The 18,646-nt window shown below is 42.2% G+C and carries 9 protein-coding genes and 1 riboswitch; of the genes, 2 read left to right on the top strand and 7 right to left on the bottom strand.

Features of this window, described 5'->3' with window-relative positions; all coding sequences use genetic code 11:
- Nucleotides 1–6 precede the first annotated feature (6 nt).
- The 3 genes from G587_RS0108775 to G587_RS0108765 all read right to left on the bottom strand — a co-directional run bounded on the left by G587_RS0108775 (nucleotide 7) and on the right by G587_RS0108765 (nucleotide 5,874).
- Nucleotides 7–2,679 carry a valine--tRNA ligase gene (locus tag G587_RS0108775; protein WP_026491922.1) on the bottom strand — a complete coding sequence of 891 codons (2,673 nt, stop codon included), beginning with the start codon at nucleotides 2,677–2,679 and terminating at the stop codon, nucleotides 7–9.
- 485 nt (nucleotides 2,680–3,164) lie between these two features.
- Entirely contained in the window at nucleotides 3,165–5,576 is a 2,412-nt protein-coding gene (locus G587_RS0108770; RefSeq protein ID WP_026491921.1) for an ATP-dependent DNA helicase, read from the bottom strand.
- 67 nt (nucleotides 5,577–5,643) lie between these two features.
- Nucleotides 5,644–5,874, bottom strand: a complete 231-nt coding sequence (locus G587_RS0108765; RefSeq protein ID WP_026491920.1) for an HPr family phosphocarrier protein — start codon at nucleotides 5,872–5,874, stop codon at nucleotides 5,644–5,646.
- Nucleotides 5,875–6,154: 280 nt separating this feature from the next.
- On the opposite strand from G587_RS0108765, the gene asnA reads away from it, so the two are divergent.
- Nucleotides 6,155–7,165, top strand: a complete 1,011-nt coding sequence (gene asnA / locus G587_RS0108760) for an aspartate--ammonia ligase (RefSeq protein ID WP_026491919.1) — start codon at nucleotides 6,155–6,157, stop codon at nucleotides 7,163–7,165.
- Between the two features lie 124 nt (nucleotides 7,166–7,289).
- A riboswitch (TPP riboswitch) is annotated at nucleotides 7,290–7,388 on the top strand.
- 61 nt (nucleotides 7,389–7,449) lie between these two features.
- Nucleotides 7,450–8,145, top strand: a complete 696-nt coding sequence (locus tag G587_RS0108755; RefSeq protein ID WP_026491918.1) for an energy-coupled thiamine transporter ThiT — start codon at nucleotides 7,450–7,452, stop codon at nucleotides 8,143–8,145.
- Between the two features lie 57 nt (nucleotides 8,146–8,202).
- Here G587_RS0108755 and addA read toward each other — a convergent pair whose 3' ends face one another.
- The 4 genes from addA to G587_RS22085 all read right to left on the bottom strand — a co-directional run.
- Nucleotides 8,203–11,991 (bottom strand): helicase-exonuclease AddAB subunit AddA, encoded by a 3,789-nt coding sequence (gene addA, locus G587_RS0108750; RefSeq protein WP_026491917.1) that lies wholly within the window; start codon nucleotides 11,989–11,991, stop codon nucleotides 8,203–8,205.
- Nucleotides 11,992–12,003: 12 nt separating this feature from the next.
- Nucleotides 12,004–15,585 carry a PD-(D/E)XK nuclease family protein gene (locus G587_RS0108745; RefSeq protein WP_026491916.1) on the bottom strand — a complete coding sequence of 1,194 codons (3,582 nt, stop codon included), beginning with the start codon at nucleotides 15,583–15,585 and terminating at the stop codon, nucleotides 12,004–12,006.
- Nucleotides 15,586–15,750: 165 nt separating this feature from the next.
- The gene (locus G587_RS0108740; protein ID WP_155829468.1) at nucleotides 15,751–17,991 is read right to left on the bottom strand and encodes a hypothetical protein; all 2,241 of its coding nucleotides are present in this window, start codon (nucleotides 17,989–17,991) and stop codon (nucleotides 15,751–15,753) included.
- Between the two features lie 250 nt (nucleotides 17,992–18,241).
- Nucleotides 18,242–18,646: RNA-guided endonuclease TnpB family protein (locus G587_RS22085; RefSeq protein ID WP_035786220.1), on the bottom strand; the 405-nt coding region annotated here is incomplete at its 5' end.

Here is an 18,646-nt window from a genome sequence, read left to right as displayed (position 1 = left end):
CTATCGTCACTTTTTCAGCTGCGCAAGTCTTTCTGCAACCTGTGCATAGGTCTGCTCGTACTTCTTCTGCTTCTCTTTTTCTTCCTCAATCTTCTCAGCCGGAGCCTTTGAAAGGAAACGCTCATTTGAAAGCATGCTCTGTGATCTCTTGAGCTCGCCCTCGAGACGCTTCTTCTCCTTTTCAAGTCTCTCAATCTCAGCTGAAATATCAACGAGATCTGAGAAAGGAATATATATAGTAGCTTCTGCAAGAACTACAGATACTGCATCGTCTGCAATGCCGGACTTATCATTCTGGCAAACAGACTCAGAAGCGCTGGCAAGTGTCTCAAAGAACAGCTTACCTGTGCGGAAAATATCAAGTACTTCTTCCTTATCTGAAACGACATAAACAAGAGCCTTGCGGGAAGGAGCAACGTTCATCTGTGTACGGATGTTACGGATTCCTCTTACTGCTTCCTTGATGGTCTCGATTGCCTTCTCATCAGCGGCATAATTCCACTCATCCTTGTACTCAGGCCATGTGGAGATCATGATGGACTCCTCTTCGTCCTGAAGTGTGCAGAATATTTCCTCTGTAACAAAAGGCATGTACGGATGAAGGAGCTTAAGTGCATTAATAAGTACAGTCTGAAGTGTCCAAAGAACTGCCTTATGAGAGGTCTCGTCGTCTGAGTTATAAAGACGGGGCTTAACCATCTCGATGTACCAGTCACAGAACTCATCCCAGATGAAGTCATAAACCTTCTGAACTGCGATACCGAGCTCGTATTTATCCATGTTCTCGGTTACTTCACGTATTGTGTTATTAAGTCTTGAAAGAATCCACTTATCAACAGGCTCAAGTCCTGCAGGAGCAGGCTGGTTGATTGCGCTCTTCTCGTTTTCACCCATGTTCATCATGATGAAACGTGAAGCATTCCATACCTTATTGGCAAAGTTACGGCTATTCTCTACTCTCTCGTTGTAGAAACGCATATCATTTCCAGGTGCGTTACCTGTGATAAGAGTAAGTCTGAGTGCATCTGCACCATAATTCTCAATGATATCAAGAGGATCAATACCGTTTCCAAGAGATTTACTCATCTTTCTTCCCTGAGAATCTCTTACCAGTCCATGGAAAAGAACTGTGTGGAAAGGATATGTTCCCATCTGCTCATAGCTTGAGAAGATCATTCTGATTACCCAGAAGAAGATAATGTCATATCCGGTTACAAGTACGTCTGTAGGGAAGAAGTACTTGAGCTCCCTGGTGTCATGAGGCCATCCAAGTGTCTCGAAGGGCCAGAGTGCTGATGAGAACCAAGTATCCAGTGTATCAGGATCCTGTGTGAAGTGAGTCTCACCACACTTAGGACATACTGTAGGAGCTTCCTTGGAAACAACTACCTCTCCGCACTTATCACAGTAATAAGCAGGAATTCTGTGTCCCCACCAAAGCTGTCTGGAAATACACCAGTCACGGATATTATCTGTCCAGTTGAAGTAGGTCTTCTCCATTCTCGGAGGAATCAGCTTGATCTCGCCTTCCTTTACTGCCTTAACAGCAGGCTTGATAAGCTCATCCATTTTTACAAACCACTGAGCCTTGATCATAGGCTCAACTGTTGTATGGCAACGGTCATGAGTACCTACATTATGAGAATAATCTTCTATCTCAACAAGAAGACCCATCTCATCAAGCTCTTTAACGATGGCTTCTCTTGCTTCGTAGCGATCCATACCTTCGAACTTGCCACCGTTGGCATTGATGGTAGCGTCGTCGTTAAGGATGTTGATTTCTTCAAGATTGTGTCTCTTACCAACCTCAAAGTCATTCGGGTCATGGCCGGGAGTGATCTTAACTACACCGGTACCGAATTCCATATCCACATAATTGTCTTCTACGATAGGAAGCTCTCTATTTACTATAGGAAGAAGAACCTTCTTACCCTTGAAGCTCTTATATCTGTCATCATCGGGATTAACTGCAACAGCTGTATCACCAAGCATTGTCTCAGGACGTGTTGTAGCAAACTCAATGAATTCTGTCTTACTTACTGTTCCGTCTTCATCGATCAGAGGATATTTAATATGCCAAAGATGACCAGCCTGCTCCTCGTACTCAACCTCTGCATCAGAAATAGAAGTCTTACATACAGGACACCAGTTTACAATTCTGTTTCCTTTATATATGTAGCCTTTTTCGTGCATCTTACAGAAGACCTCTGTAACTGCTTCGTTACAGCCGTCATCCATTGTGAAGCGCTCTCTGTCCCAATCACATGAAGATCCCATCTTTTTAAGCTGGGAAATGATTGTTCCGCCGTATTCCTTTTTCCACTCCCAGGCACGCTCTAAGAATTTCTCTCTTCCGAGATCTCTCTTATCTATACCCTCTGCCTTAAGAGTGTCGATGATCTTAACCTCAGTAGCGATTGAAGCATGGTCTGTACCGGGCTGCCAAAGTGCATTGTAGCCCTGCATTCTCTTGTAACGGATAAGAATATCCTGCATTGTGTTATCAAGAGCATGTCCCATGTGAAGCTTACCGGTAATATTCGGAGGGGGAATTACAATAGTGAATGGTTTCTTTGTCTCATCCACTTCAGCATGAAAATACTTATTATCTTCCCATTTCTTATAAAGTCGATCCTCAATTCCTTTGGGATCATATGTCTTTGCTAATTCTTTTCTCATAAACAATATCCTCATTTATAATTACATATATTAACCTATGATATTCAAACCCTGTGTTCTTGTCAATCTAATGAGCCTTTTAATGAAGGTTTTGCAGACAGTTACTGGGATAAAAATAATTGCCTGACACGTGTGTCATATACCCGTGTAGTTAACATAGTTTTATTGACCGTGATAGTATCGTTTTGAAATTTCGATTATCTGTGGATTAATATCGTAAACCTTCAGATATTGCCTTTTTATGCGCATTTCGAAAATACCGTTTTCGGAATATCCCCAATTTCCACAGAGTTATCCACATGTACACATGTGTCATTTTCCTTGTTAGACCACCTTGAATTGTCTAGATATCGCTATTATTTTCCCAATAATTCGAATTGTTTAAAAAAGTGTTAGGTTAACATAATGTATAGTATACGTATTATTATGTTAACTATATCCGATTTTCATGTGTAAAACACCGTTTTTATTATGATAGTTTTCACTTATCCACAATCATCGATCCGCTTCCAGAGCGCGTTTACGTCATTTTTGACTCTACCGGTCGATGTTCTTATAATTCCCTTCCATTCTCGTGGAAAGAGTTCGTAATATGATTTCTGAAGGAAGCGTTCATCCAATAGTGCAACTATTCCAAAATCTTTCTCACTTCTTATAACACGACCTGCTGCCTGCAGGACTTTATTCATTCCCGGATACCTGTAGGCGTAGTCAAAGCCATCCTCTCCGTTCAGTTCGAAGAAATCCTTTATTATTTCCCTTTCATTGCACACAAGAGGGATACCTGTTCCTACTATAATGACTCCAATAAGACTGTCATTCTTTAAGTCGATACCCTCGCTGAATATTCCGCCCATCACACAAAAGCCAAGAACACTTTTGGAGGGTTCGATATCAATATCCATGTTGATGACACTTGCAAGGTCTATATCATTACCTGCAGTAAATCTGCCAAGGAACTCCTCTCTCTCGTCCTCGGACATGGACTCATTCTGAACAAGTATCTCTGTGGTGCTCTCATCATAGAATTCCTGCTCATATATATAACCGACTTCATCCATGAAGGCCCTGGAGGGGAAGAAAATAAGATAATTTCCGCTCCTTGCTCTCACAATAGCGTCTATATATGTGGCGATCCGGCGGTATTCGTCCTCTCCGCGCCTTGTGTACTTACTGGTAACATCCGAAGCAACCAGTCTTCCACATCTTTTGCTGTCAAATACAGAATGAGCGTATATCTCATAGTCCTCAGCTTTACCGCCAAGAAGTCTCTTGTAGTACTGAATAGGTAGTAATGTGGCTGAAAACAGGATTGTTGACTTGGCCCTCTCCATACAATTGGCAAGATTATCAGAAGGATCTGCACAGAGAAGCTTTATTCTAAAGCCATTCTCCGCATCATTTTCTGCAAATATCACATATTTATCGTTAATAAGTTCATATATACTCGAAAATCTAGTTATCTCAAAGTAAAAATCCAGAATATCGTCGCGGTACATTCCCTCAGCGTGCTCCTCAAGCCACTTGGAAATAACCGACTGAAGCAGGTTCAGCCTCTGCATTATAGGGCTGATATCATCAAGAACCTCTGCTTCACCCTCTTCTCCCATGAGCTTTTCCATCTCATCTGCAAGACTTCTCACTATCCCTGCAATTCTGGGATGGGCACTGGATATGATCGACTCAAAGCCAAGAAGCATCTCCAGTACCAGCTCTGCGCTGTACATATCGCGTCCTCTGTCTAAGAGGTTATGTGCCTCATCTATAAGGAATATATTGTCTCCGGTGCTACCGCCTGCAAAGAATCTTTTCAGATATATAAAGGGATCAAAAACATAGTTATAATCACAGATTACAGCATCTGCAAAAAGACTCATATCAAGAGACAGCTCAAAGGGGCATACTCTGTGCTTCTCCGCATAGCTTATGATCGCATCCCTGTCAAAGCTGTCCGAATTCATAAGAAGGTCGTACATGCAGTCGTTTATCCTGTCCATGTGCCCTTCCGCATAAGGGCAGGCCACGGGATTGCAGTCAGCCTTATCAAGAAAACAGATTTTGTCTTTAGCGGTCAATGTAACTGTTTTGAACTTAAGACCCTGCTCTTTTCTCAGGATTTCAAAGGTATCCTCTGCCACGGTTCTGGTTATGGTCTTGGCAGTAAGATAAAAAATCCTTTCCGCCTTTTCTTCACCGATTGCCTTTATAGCAGGAAAAATCGTACTTATAGTCTTACCTGTGCCGGTGGGAGCCTCCATAAAAAGCTTCTTTCCATGATAAATAGTCCTATAGACGCCTGCTGCCAGCTCCTTTTGACCCTCACGGTACGGAAATGGAAAGTTCATGGCATGGATGGAGCTCATACGAATGTCATCCCAGGTGGCAAGGTACTCCGCCCAGCGATGATACATTCCCAAAAGATCATCAAACCACTTGCATATCTCCTCCCTGGTAAAGTCCTCCTCAAAGGTCTTTATCTCCTCAGAATCGATATTGCAGTAGGTTATCCTGACGCTTACCTTTTCAAGATCCTTCTGCCTTGTGATTATGGCAGCATAACACCTGGCCTGGGCCAGATGAACCTGATCAGCCTCCTTGATGTTCTTGAGCTCACGATATGTACCCTTGATCTCATCTATAAGAAGAGGCTTGTCCTTCCTCTCCATAGCACCATCAGCTCTGCCGTCTATGGTCAATATGTAGTTTTCAGATGTATATGTGAAGCTAAGCGGGACCTCCGCCTGATATTCTGCTCCCATACTCTTCTGGATCTTGCGGTGTATTCTACCGCCCTCCAGCATAGCGGTATCCGGAGCATGATGTATTCTGTTATCTATATTGCCTGATCTGAGTAAAAACTCAACCAGAGTTCTGACTGAAATTTGAATGTTCTTCATAAAAAAATACTCCCCACGATAGTATATCATGGGGAGCCCGTATATCAGATAATTATTATTTTAATTATTAGCAAGCAACTGCATGTTCACTGAGATATGTTTCGAAGTCCTGGTTGAAGCCACGATATCTTACTGTAAGCGGGCAATCGAAGTTAAGTCCAAACACACCAAGAATTGACTTAGCATCAACAGTGAAACGATTGTAAGACACATCTACATCAAAATCACATTTAGTTGCAGCGTTAACAAAATCCTTTACCTGATTCGGTGTTAATTTGATAATTTTCTTAATTTCCATAGCTTTTAAATCTCCTTACCTGACTGATTATATCCCAAAATCCTGAAAAAATATTGTAGGTTTTCTTATGAATTTCTTAAGATTTTCTTAAAACGATTAAGTTCGCATGATTTCGGGCTTCGAAATGAAAATTAATTCCAAATTAACTATGAAAAAATTAATATTTTTTTTTTCAATGTTTCTACTATAGATGTGATTAATATCATTTTTTTCTTGCATGATGGATGAAAACGCGCTTTAATACTTTACATAAATGAATTGTTCAGAGAGGAGCATGGTAATGGAAAATCTAATTATTCCTAAGGATTATACGTCAGCATTAAACCTCCACGACACACAGGTCGGCATCAAAACAGTTAAAGACTTTTTTCAGAATACACTTTCTGAGAATTTAAATCTTCTTCGTGTTACTGCCCCTTTATTTGTGGCACCCGAGTCAGGTCTTAATGACAATCTTAATGGTGTTGAGCGTCCCGTTGCCTTTGATATCAGGGAAGAGGACGAGCGAGAGGCAGAAATTGTACACTCTCTTGCTAAGTGGAAGCGTTATGCTCTTAAAAAATATGGTTTCAAGGTTGGAGAAGGTCTCTACACAGATATGAACGCCATAAGAAGGGATGAGATTCCGGATAATATCCACTCCGTGTTCGTAGATCAGTGGGACTGGGAGAAAGCTATCAGCAAGGAAGACCGCAATTTCGACTTCCTTAAGGAAACAGTCCGCACTATATATAAGGTTCTTAGAAAAACCGAGAAATATATGTCAATCCAGTACGATTATATTGAGGAAATTCTTCCCCACGACATATTCTTCATCACCTCTCAGGAGCTTGAGGATATGTATCCCGGAAAAGACGCCAAGGAGCGTGAATACCTCATCACTAAGGAAAAGGGTGCAGTTTTCATCATGCAGATCGGTGATCTTCTGGCATCAGGCGAGAAGCATGACGGAAGAGCTCCGGACTACGATGACTGGGCACTCAACGGCGATATCCTTGTTTACTACCCTGTTCTTAATATAGCTCTCGAGCTTTCATCAATGGGTATCCGTGTAGATGAGAATTCCTTAAAGACACAGCTTGAGAAAGCAGGATGTACTGAGCGTGCTAAGCTTCCCTTCCAGAAGGCAATCCTTGAAAAGAAGCTTCCCTATACAATAGGTGGCGGTATCGGTCAGTCAAGACTTTGCCTTTTCTTCCTTAGAAAGGCTCACATCGGTGAAGTACAGTGTTCTCTTTGGGCTGAGGATTACACCAATTATGCAAGAGAGCATGGAATTCCGCTTCTATAATATAGTAAGCTTTAGTGATTGATTCTGAGTATTTGTGAGCATTTAAGATTGTATGAAATCTTATTGACAAACTTGGAAAAATATCATTAAATGAAGTCGTCTAAGAAAAATAAATTTTTTTATAATAATTTGCTAGGGGAGCTTTGCTGAGATGATGGATTTCCATCGACCCTCATTACTTGAACCGGTTAATACCGGCGTAAGGAAGCATTTATCTATTATCGTAATACGATTTTTGATGAATACCAGACCTCCTCGTAGCAAAAATGCGAGGAGGTTTTGTTATGTCATTTTTTTTAACTCAGGTAGAAGATACTTATGAGCTGACTTCCGGGGGATATGGTCTGCTGGTTGTTCTTCTTATTCTCTCACTGGTTGCAGCATGCTTTTTCACAGGAAAAGATCAGAAAAACCATTTTTCAGTAAAGATGCTCGTGTTTGCTTCAATGGGCGTCACTCTGGCGATGGTTACTTCTATGATAAAGATATTTAAAATGCCTATGGGTGGTTCCATAACTCTTTTTTCAATGTTCTTCATTACATTTGTCGGATACCTGTATGGCACAAGAGCCGGCCTGACCTCAGCACTTGCTTATGGTCTTTTGCAGCTCATAATAGAGCCTTATATAATCAGTATTCCTCAGCTTGTATGTGACTATTTCCTGGCCTTCGGAGCGCTTGGCCTCTCCGGACTTTTCCACAATAAAAAGTACGGAATGATAAGCGGCTATGTTGTAGGTATCTTAGGACGCCTTTTCTTCTCAGTGCTTTCAGGCGTTATCTTCTTCGGTCAGTATGCTGCTGATTATGGAATGCAGCCCTTCACATACTCACTTGCTTATAACGGCCTTTATATTGGCTCAGAGGGTATCCTTACAATCGCACTTTTAAGTGTACCTGCTGTAAGACATGCCCTTAAGAGAATTAAGTACATGGCAAATGAGAGTGATGTAAGAGACCGCTTCTCAAAGGCAGCTTAAAGTTTATATAAAATAAGAAACCGGATAGCGTTAAATCAGCGCTATCCGGTTTCTTATTTAAAGAGATATTGTTTCACCCAGGGTGAAGGAGTAGATGATTCTCTCCTTTACCGTTTTATGTGTTATGGACTCAAGAGCTTTTTGATAGTAATCAAGCTGAACCGAATATCTGTCCACCAGTTCTCTTCCCTCTCTTACCTTATCAGTCTTGTAATCCAGAAGGACAAGTCCGTCATCCTCTTCAAACCAGACGTCGATGATACCCTGAATAAGAACTCTCTCAGACTCAGGGAATTCTGCGTCAATCTTATTTGCTTCTATTCCAAGCATGAATGGAGATTCTCTGTGAAGCTTTCCTGCATCGTGGGCAGCCTTCATGCGCTTTCCCGTATCACTGTTATAAAAGGCAAGGATATCGGCATTATTAACGCTCTCAGATGATCCTGAGGGCATTTTCCCTATATCCTCCATCACCTTCATCCAGGAATCAAGATCAGAAGCCCTATCATCAGGAGTATTTGCACAAGCTCCTTTTGCTTTTATTCCATCAGACATATCATCATCATACAAAAGCTCCATCACTCTGTGGTAAATAGTACCTCTGGCTGCACCCTCTGCCTTTTTCTCCTTATCATCTATGAATGAGGGAATTATCTCCTCTACCTCATACATATGGGCGGAAGGCTCCTCCTTCTGTTCAAGTCTTGCTCTCTTAAGCTCTGTAACAGTGGTCTTAACGAAAAGTCTGTCCAAAGACGGATGTGAGTATTTATCATTAAAGCGTTTTGAAAACAGCTCTGTATACTCCTTCTCATCATCTGTGATATTTGCCGTGAGATGATCAAGGCGGACTCTTGCTGTGACTTCCTTGCCAATCTCCTCTGCTTCAAGCTCATTCTCTGTCATTATCCTGAAATCAAAGGCTACGTCTCCTGCCTCAACCTTCTGAGCTTCAACTCCTACTAAAGAGCAGAGCTTTTCAAAATCAGGATGTCTTGCAAGTGCCATAAGAACAAGGTCCTGATAGGATTTAGCAGCGCTTCTAAGAAAATACGGTAAAAGATATGGCTGCTCACCCTCTTCTGCAGCTCTGTCTCTGTAAAACAGATAATTTTGCAAGGTTCCTGCAAAGGGACTCTCAGAAGGATTACCGACCATGTCTATATTGGCCTGACCTGTCATTATGAGCTTATCCTTTGCTCTGGTCATGGCAACGTAGAGAATACGCATCTCCTCGCCAAGGACATCCATCTTCAATTTATCAGCCATAACACGCTTTCTAAGAGTGCTATACTTTACGCGATTTTCAAGGTCGATGGCATTAGCTCCAATACCCATGTCAACATCTAGGACTACAGCCTCATTTGCATCCATAGTATTAAAGGATTTGGACATTCCTGACAGGAAAACCACAGGGAACTCCAGTCCTTTACTCTTATGAATACTCATAATGCGCACTACATCTGCGTTTTCATCAAGAGTATTCGCTTCTCCATAGTCCACCTCGAACTTCTCAAGCTCCTCAATATACTTAACAAAGTGGAATACTCCGCTGAAGCTGGTCTGCTCATAGGCTGTTGCCTTCTGAGACAGGATATTGAGATTCGCAAGGCGCTTTGCTCCGCCGGGAAGTGCTGCGCAGTACTCGCCATAATGAGTCTCGCTAAGTATATCTCGGATAAGCTCATTAACAGGCATATACTCAGCCTTTGTCCTGTATTCATCTATAAGAGCTATGAATTTCTCAATCTTCTCTATATCAGGTGTGACTTTTGTTCTATTACCTTTGTGTCCAGACTGCGCTTCTTCACTTGTGACAGCATTATCTTCATTATCAGAATCTGCTTCACAGGGCGTGATACATCTAAGGAGAATATCGTAAAAGCTGTCACTGTCAAACTTACTCTTCTCTATATCCCTGTCATAGGCCTTAATAAGCGCAAGATCCTCGTCGGTAAATCCTCCGATAACAGAATGCATCACACTTACAAGGGGCACATCCTGCCTGGGGTTATTAAGGATTCGCAAAAAATTCAGTACAGTAACAACCTCTGTGGCGGAGAAATATCCGGTTCTCGACTCAACATAGGCAGGAATACCTCTGCTTTCCAGAGTCTTCTTAAAGATGTCATCCCAGCCCTTATTGGTCCTAAGAAGAATAACAATGTCTCCATATCTGGCCTTGCGGAGACTTCCATCCTCTCCCGTAACGATTCCGTTCTCCATGATCTCATGAATTCTGGCAGCCACCATCTTAGCCTCTATTTCGCGGGCATCCTCAGATGATGCCTTCCCAACATCAGCAAACATATACTCAGTTGAAAAAGCTCTCTCATCCTCAGCAGCTGTAAACTCTCGAATAGTCCTGAGTCTGGCATCCTCGTTATAGCTTACTCCGCCCAGCTCATCACCCATTATCTGGTCAAAAATGTAATTAACACTATCAAGCACATCACTTCTGCTTCGGAAGTTGTTATGAAGTGCTATCTTTCTTGCAGGTGTTCCCTCTTCCCAGGCGTAGTCCCTCATTTTCTCCATGAAAATCTCGGGCCTTGCGAGACGGAATTTATAAATACTCTGCTTAACATCACCCACCATGAATCGGTTATATCTTCCTACAGATTCCCCCGAAATTGCTGATAACAGCTCCTCCTGAATTCCGTTGGAATCCTGGTACTCATCTATCATTACCTCTTCATAATAGTCACGATACTGCTCTGCGCCGCCGTTCTGTATGATCTTAAGTGCAAGGTGCTCCATGTCAGGGAAATCAATGATTCCCTTTTCTCTCTTCTTGGCATCAAACTTCTCCTTGAAGCTGATTACCAGCTCAGAGAGCGTTTGCACAGGCTTCCTTGCAAGCTCCATGCGCTTGCAGATAGTTGCCTTGTCTTCGGAGAAGTATTTCTTATTAAGCTCTTCAATAACGCCTTTCGCCTTTTTCCTGTAATTTTGTGCACGTGTTTTCTTATCAGCATTTACTGATGAATCCTTTACAGGTGGTAATCTCTTTTCGAAGCAATATCCTAAAGTAGCCGCTCTTACATCATCATAACTAGAGAAGCTTGTGTTAATGATTTTCTCCAACCGATCAATTTCTAAATCTATTACCTTTGCATAATCATATGGTCCATCTGGTTGCTCAGATATTATTTTCGCCATATTAAGGTATGTCGCAGCCTCTCCAAGATCACTTTTAAATATTTTTATTGCAGCCTCTACAAACTTAGCTTTGTCGAACTCCTCTTCATCTATGACATAGTCCTCTGCCCTCTCCTTAAGCCAGTCCTCAGGTGATGCCATACTGATCGCATAGCGATACAATTTGAGAATAAATTCCTCAACCTTTTTATCGGTGCTACCTGTGGCAAAGTACTCCATGCAGTTCAAAAAGTCAGGATCTCCCTCTGTATACTTCTCCTCCAGAAGTTCAGCAAGCACATCACCCTGCAGGAGCTTTATCTCACCTTCATCAGCTACTCTGTAGGAAGGGTCCAGGTCTATATCATTGAAATTATTCCTGATAATATACTGGCAAAATGAGTCAATAGTAGTAATCTGTGCTCCATGAACAAGAGTCTCCTGTCTCTGAAGATGAGCATTGGTTGGATCCTCCACCAGCTTATCCTGAATCGCTTTAAGGATTTTCTCCTTCATCTGCGCAGCTGCTGCCCTTGTGAAGGTAACCACCAGAAGCTTGTCTATGTCTATAGGATTCTCTCCTGTGATCCTCTGTATGATGCGCTCTACGAGCACTGTTGTCTTACCGGAGCCCGCTGCTGCGGAAACCAGTACGTTTGAATTTCTTGCATCTATGACTGATTGCTGTTCTTTAGTAAATCCCATTTTTACCCTCGTTTATTTTTCAGTACGGATACGCTCCATTACTTCATCATCCTTGAGATTCGGTAGTTGCCTGCAGGTATAACCAGGCATTGACTGGTCAAATCCGCAAACAGATTTAAATTTACAGAATGTGCAGGCTTCCTTACTTCCCATAGTGTAAGGATTAACCTCGATATTTCCATCAAGAATACTTTTGCCGTTCTTTTTAATAAGCTTTGTCACATACTGTGAAACCTCTTCAAAATCTTCAGCAGATATAGTATCGTTGCCCGTCTTGCTAAAGCTTCCGTCTTTGTTGAACTTAACAGGAATAACATCTGAAGCACTTCCCGCTTCGCGGTCAAGAAGATCTACAACACTTCTGTCCTCACGAATAAGCCCCTTTGCCTTAAGCTGCTTCCTCACCATGGCATTTATATCATCCCCGGTGGCTTCCTCTTTAAATTTATCTCCATCCAGCACCGGATCAGCCAGATGATAATACAAAATCGCTGCAGGAATAACCTCTTTTCCCTTACTTGTAGCCTCTGCCATTCCTCTGGCAACATTCATATACATTACAAGCTGAAGCTGCAAGCCATAGTAGAGCGAGCAAAGCTCAATATCCTTACTTCCGGATTTAAAATCGATTATCTTGATATATACATGATCTGCATCCTCATAGGTATCAATACGGTCGATTTTACCGGTAAGCTTCATCTTCTGAAGGATTCTGCCCTTCTCATCCTCAGAGAGGCTGATATTTATCGCATCGATATCTCCGACTTCATCAAAGGAGGTTTCAACACTCTTAGGTACGAAGGAGCCCTTGCTCAGCTGATACTGAAGTGTATCAACAGTCCTGTACAGGATTCGCTTGATTCTCTCCATCAGGTATTCGTTTCGCTTAGTGCTCTCAAGGATATTACCGTTGTAACCATCAACAAATTCCAGCAGGGATTCCTCCATAATCTTCTCTCCCTGCTCCTTTGAAAAGTTCTCCCAGGTAAGTCCGTTCTCATCAAGCTTCCTTGTAAAAATATCCAAAGCTCCATGGAAAACATTACCCATATCTGAATTATCAAAATCAAACTCTTCACGCTCATAGAGCCTTAATCCATACTGCAGGAAATGGGCGTAAGCGCACTGGGCATATTTCTCCAGACGGCTCACGGAATTAGAAAGGAAGTTGCCATAAAGTGCTGATGCAACCGCCTCAGACAGCGGCTTATGAATATATCCGCTTCCTGCTGCATCGATCATTCTGACAAGTCTGTCCTTGTGATCCGCCAGAGCGTGGAACAAGCCTGAAAATGCCCTCTCACCCTCTTCATCCATATATCCAAGGGCATACTCCTGCATATGAGCAGCCACATAATCTATACCGTTCTGCGGAGTCTGAATTATATCTCCGCCTGCTCTGCCGTCATATCTTTCTACAGTAACCCCGGGGAAAAGCGACCTGATCTTCCCTATGAGGTAGGCAGGTCTTACGCTCTTTCCATCAGGATCAAGATGCGCAAATGTCAGATACAGCCTGTCTGAGGGCTTTGTAAGGTTCATATAAAGATACAGTCGCTGAATGTACATCTGCTGCCTTGGTGTCGGCGCAAGCTCAATTCCATTAAGAGTATCAGCAAGATACTGCCTCTCTATATCCGAGATAATTCCTCCGCTACCTGCACCCTTGGGAATAAGATCATCATTTACCCCAAGGAAAAACAATGTCTTAACTTCCTTAAGTCTTGTTCTCTCTATATCTCCCACAACTATTCTGTCAACGCTCTGTGGAATGGTTCCGATCTCAAAGTCAGAAAAGCCCACATCAAGAATCTCCGCATATTCCTTCCACGTAATCTTCTCTGATCCCATAAGAGCAGTCACCTGGTCAAGAAGCGCTACTACCTTGCGGTATATTGTGGCATATTCCTTAGCCCTGACTTCATCACCCTGCTCATGAAAGGCCCTCTCAAAATCAGCCATCTTATTCTGAGCATCAAGCTTAATCAGAAACTCATAAAGTGCTGTAGAGTAATCAAGAACAGTCTTCCCCTCTGCATCAAAAAGTGGCAAGAGTGTGCTTACTGCCCTCTCTCTGAGTTCATTTATAACGCTAAGATACTGCTCTTTTTCCGCCTTTAAAGTCTCATCCTCAATATCCTTAGCGCTTTGTACCTTAAACTTCTTAAGGAGCTGCTTGGGCAGTCCTGTAAATTCGTTCTCCCATCCCTTCTTACCACGGATACCAAGTGCTCTTACATAATTCTCAAGCATATCCGTCTCGCCGGCAGAAAACGGCGACAGACCACACCTAAGGAAATGGAAAACAGCCTCATAGCTATAGCTTTTAGTAACAGTAAGAAGTGCACTCCTGATAGCCTCCACAAGGGGATTTAGCTTAACATTTCCTGTCTCATCCAGATAAACAGGGATATTATACTTTTCTGCTTCCTCTGAGATCACAGCCCCATATCTGTCCATGCTTCCGCAGACTATGGCAAAATCCCTGTAACTCAATTTATCATTCTCACGAAGCAGCTTTCTTATGGTAGCCAGAGTCATCTGTACTTCCTGATTGGTAGTGTCCGCCTCAAGAATCTTTATATGCTCGCAGCGAGGCGCCTCAGCAGACTCTCCGGCTGCCACACCGTAATGCTCATTGTTATATCTGAACAGATTTTTCTCCAAAAATGACAGCTCGGAATTATTGGCATGACGTCCGTTATCGCCGCTTTTCAAGAAGATATCCTCTGAATGTTCATTCCTGTACTCAGCCCATCTCTCAAAGTCAGGCACCTCTACCAGCCCTGAGTTCTTCACATTTTCATATTCAAGGCGCAAAAGGTCATGAACAGTCTTTTTTGTCAGTAAAAACAGATTCTGCTCTTCGTTTTTATCATATAAATATGGATTCTCCTTCTCTCCAATAGAAAAGGAAAAAATAACCTCTGAGGACAACCTTAAAATCTCAGAGATAACCCTGTACTGAATAGGCGTAAAGCCAGTAAATCCATCAAAGGCAATTACGCTGTCCCTTATAAGCTTAGATGAAGGAAGGGCTCTGCAAAGGACGTCAAGAAGCTCCTCCTGGGCAATATAATTCCCCTTAATATAATTTTTGAATTCCGAATATAAAAGCTGAAGATCCAACAGCTTGGACTTAAGAGCCCCCTTGTTCTCGCAGACCTTCATGATATCATCCAGCATCTGGGGCTCTATGCCATACTGCATGAACTCTGAGATTGTAGACTTAACCTCATCTATGTAGCCCATCTTATTCATACTGCCGCCAATTACAGGGAGTTTATCCTTATACTCCTCCGCAACATGGCGCAGCACCAGGCTCTTACCCATATCGTCAAGCACCTTCTCATGGCTCTCGCCCACCTCCTCAAAAATGCGGTGTGAAAGGCGCGAAAAGCTGACGACATCAATATTCATGATGCCGTGATCCGGGTGCTGTTTTACTATATCCATCTGTGTCTGCATGGTGAACTGATCAGGCACAACTATAAGGAAATTCCTCTTAGGTTCCTTAGTACTTCTCCCTATTATGTTTTCCCTTAGCTGATAGCTTTTACCAGATCCGGATGCACCAAATATAAAACGCAGCATAGCTTCTCCTTTTCATGAAATCATCGGATTTATAAACATTTTCTCCCTTCCGCGACCTCGCTTCCAAGTATACTATTTTAGGTGTCCAAAATCTAGGACACCTAATTTGATATACTCGCCTTTAGAAAAAATCACCCATACCACTTAGTGATATGGGCGAAATTTTTAATTTTGCGGAGGATAATTCATGACCGCCTTCTTTTCAAAATGATTATAAATAGCGCTTATAGCAAAGCACAGAATACCGCTTATGAGATAACTCATAGCCTTCATAAGTGTGCTGTCAAAGCTTATATCAAAGATAATGAATTTTACAACAAATAATAATGTTGTCATCAGGCCTAAAATTCTAAGCTCTTTTGTAAGCAGACTGTTTTTAAAGCCAATTACAATGCACAATACTGCAAACGCGATCATACCCATGCTGACAACAGGGCTTGGAGCTTCGAAGGTACATAATGAATAAAGAAGTAATACTCCTAGTTTTATTCCGGTATAAAGGCACCTGTTCCTACTTATCTTTTCTTTGACCGGGAAGTTGATACATGCAAGCACAAAAGTGATCACCATGTAGAAAGCTTTTAATATTTTGCTGTCTACCACTCCCATGAATCCGGCACCTGTGAGAATAAGAATAAGATTAAATACGTCCAGTACAACGTGCAGGTCTCTTCCATTATTTTTTTCATTGGTTCTGTAGGACCCTGTTAATATCATAATAAGGTTAAGAACAGCGATTACTCCGTAAGTCACAAGACGTACTATATCTTCTTTTCCCGAAAATATCATAATGTCTGTGGCAAGATATCCCATCCTGCATATTGCTCCAATAAGGCAGATATAGCTTACAAGCTTGAAGGCCACCGAATCATTGAATACTATTCCCTCAACGATAAGTGATGAAAGTCCGATAATAGCAGCCACAAATGCAAAGAACAGTCCTGTATTATTGCTCATTCCAATGAAAATGCAGATACCCACAAGAGCCCAGCCATGTATCTTGAAGAATGTATCCTTTTTCAGAAGTCCATAAACAATGACAAGTGAATATACAAGCATCAAAATTCCGGATTCATAAATAACATGATAATTGTCCACAAGAATGATGGCTGCTCCAAGGAAAAAGAATCCTGCGATAACAGCATTCAGAACAGACTCACTTCTCGCCAGGTTATTGCTTCTCCAGTAAATGTTGATAGCCTCAAATGCGATAGCAGGAATAAGCACCACGCCAAAGTCAATGAAGGCAGGCAAATGAAGACTTGAATTAAGCATCATGAATGAGACAAAAAACGCCAGGGAATTGACCACTGCAAAATAAAAATGGTTTTTGCGATAGCTGAACAGGTCGCAGAAGGTAAAGAACAAAAATCCCGCGAAAGCCCATACTACAGTCACCGCAGATACTATATAGCATTCAACCGTACGACTGAAAGCGTTTGTAATAAGGATCTGGAAAAGAAGAAGTGAAATAATGTTTATTACGCTCTGCACTTCTCTCTGACGCTGATTTTTCCAATACATGATCTGATAAACCGAGCTTATGATAACCACATAGATGAGCATGGGAAGAACAAGCGCCTTGTCCTTAAGCCCGGCTGTAAACATGATCGATACAAGATAGCCCAGATTACCGATTGAGAAGAAAAGCCAGTCGTTCTTGCTTTCCTTCAGGAAGATCATGAAAATCGCCCAGATGGCAAGAAGTACATACATCACAATGGAATTGATAGCCTTAAAATGTATACCCGTCACCAGTATGGACAGATAAATGCAGGCACAGCCGCAGCCAAGAAGAGCCTTGAAAAACGTGTTTGAAGGCTTCTTTTTGCTAAGTAAAAAACCTGTCCCTGTCAGCGCAGTGCTGGCAATAAACATAAGCGCAATCTTTATACCATCTGTAAGGAAAGGTAAAAGTAGCTTTGCAAAGGTAATAAGCGCAATGAAAACAAGAAGGCTCGCCAGCGCTCCCATGAGGATTTTACCTATCCATGATTCAGTACCTATGTAGCTTGCAGGTCTTTGCTGCTGACCGTACTGAGGGGCATAGTTGCCGTAGGTATTTGGCGCTGTATCATTACCATAGGTGTTGTAGGTTCTATGCGTGGGAATGGGATTCACCACCGGTGCCTGCTGGTTCTTGGCAGGATTGCTATAACTGTAGGTTGCAGCAGGAATTGGCTGCACATTATTATAGGTTGGTGTGGGTGTGGGCATTGCCTGAACCGGCTGCTGATTTGCCTGAACAGTTTCCGTAGCCTGTACAGTATCAGTTTGTGACTGTGAAACCTGATTTGCAGAGATGCTACTAATTCGCATCTCTGCGCTTTTAAGACCATCCTCAAGATCTGCGACCCTGAGCTTTAGTTCCTCGATCTCCCTCTCTAACTCTTGTACTTTTTCCATACTTTCCATATTTCCCCAAAAGCTCCTCTAATTTGATGTAATTACTGTGCTAGCTGTAGAAGTAACACAATAGTAATTTTATCAATTTAGCGGTTCATGAACAACATTAGCATTGTCAACTACCACGCACCTAAAGGTACGTGGCTTGCGACTCCCCTGTAGTTCGTTGCAATAACTCCTACATTTTGTCGGTGTAACTTCCGTGGGGTCGCATCATGGGACGGTTGACACCGCCCCTTACGACAAAGATTTACTCTGTCGTAACTGTATCAGGTACTTGAATATCTTCGAGATAGTTGATTTCCATGCGGTACAGATTCATAGCTCCAATACGGTCATCGTTAGATTTATAGCCACAGTTCTTACAAGTAAACAGATGTATCTTCTTGTTGCGGTTAGACTTTTCAATGTGTCCACATACAGGACAGCACTGACTCGTATAACGAGGGTCAACCTTAATAACAGTAGACTGATTCTGTTTAGCTTTGTAGACAAGTTTCTGTTCAAGGTCATAGAAAGACCACGATACGGAAACGTAGCGGTCTTTGGTTCTGACACGTTCTGTAGCATTACGAACACCTGACAAATCTTCAAGAACAAAGAGCGTATGTTTCGGGTTGGATTCAACGAGTGCCTTTGATACCTGGTGGTTAAC

It is taken from the genome of Butyrivibrio sp. XPD2002, assembly GCF_000423945.1.
GTDB lineage: Bacteria > Bacillota > Clostridia > Lachnospirales > Lachnospiraceae > Butyrivibrio.
The sequence above is the reverse complement of the archived record's forward strand: the minus strand, read 5'-3'. Positions and strand labels throughout refer to the sequence as shown.

What these genes read in the sequence shown, in the direction of transcription:
- G587_RS0108775 (WP_026491922.1), bottom strand. Translation starts at nt 2,679, where the DNA reads ATGAGAAAAGAATTAGCAAAGACATATGATCCCAAAGGAATTGAGGAT.
- G587_RS0108770 (WP_026491921.1), bottom strand. Translation starts at nt 5,576, where the DNA reads ATGAAGAACATTCAAATTTCAGTCAGAACTCTGGTTGAGTTTTTACTC.
- G587_RS0108765 (WP_026491920.1), bottom strand. Translation starts at nt 5,874, where the DNA reads ATGGAAATTAAGAAAATTATCAAATTAACACCGAATCAGGTAAAGGAT.
- asnA (WP_026491919.1), top strand. Translation starts at nt 6,155, where the DNA reads ATGGAAAATCTAATTATTCCTAAGGATTATACGTCAGCATTAAACCTC.
- G587_RS0108755 (WP_026491918.1), top strand. Translation starts at nt 7,450, where the DNA reads ATGTCATTTTTTTTAACTCAGGTAGAAGATACTTATGAGCTGACTTCC.
- addA (WP_026491917.1), bottom strand. Translation starts at nt 11,991, where the DNA reads ATGGGATTTACTAAAGAACAGCAATCAGTCATAGATGCAAGAAATTCA.
- G587_RS0108745 (WP_026491916.1), bottom strand. Translation starts at nt 15,585, where the DNA reads ATGCTGCGTTTTATATTTGGTGCATCCGGATCTGGTAAAAGCTATCAG.
- G587_RS0108740 (WP_155829468.1), bottom strand. Translation starts at nt 17,991, where the DNA reads ATGGAAAAAGTACAAGAGTTAGAGAGGGAGATCGAGGAACTAAAGCTC.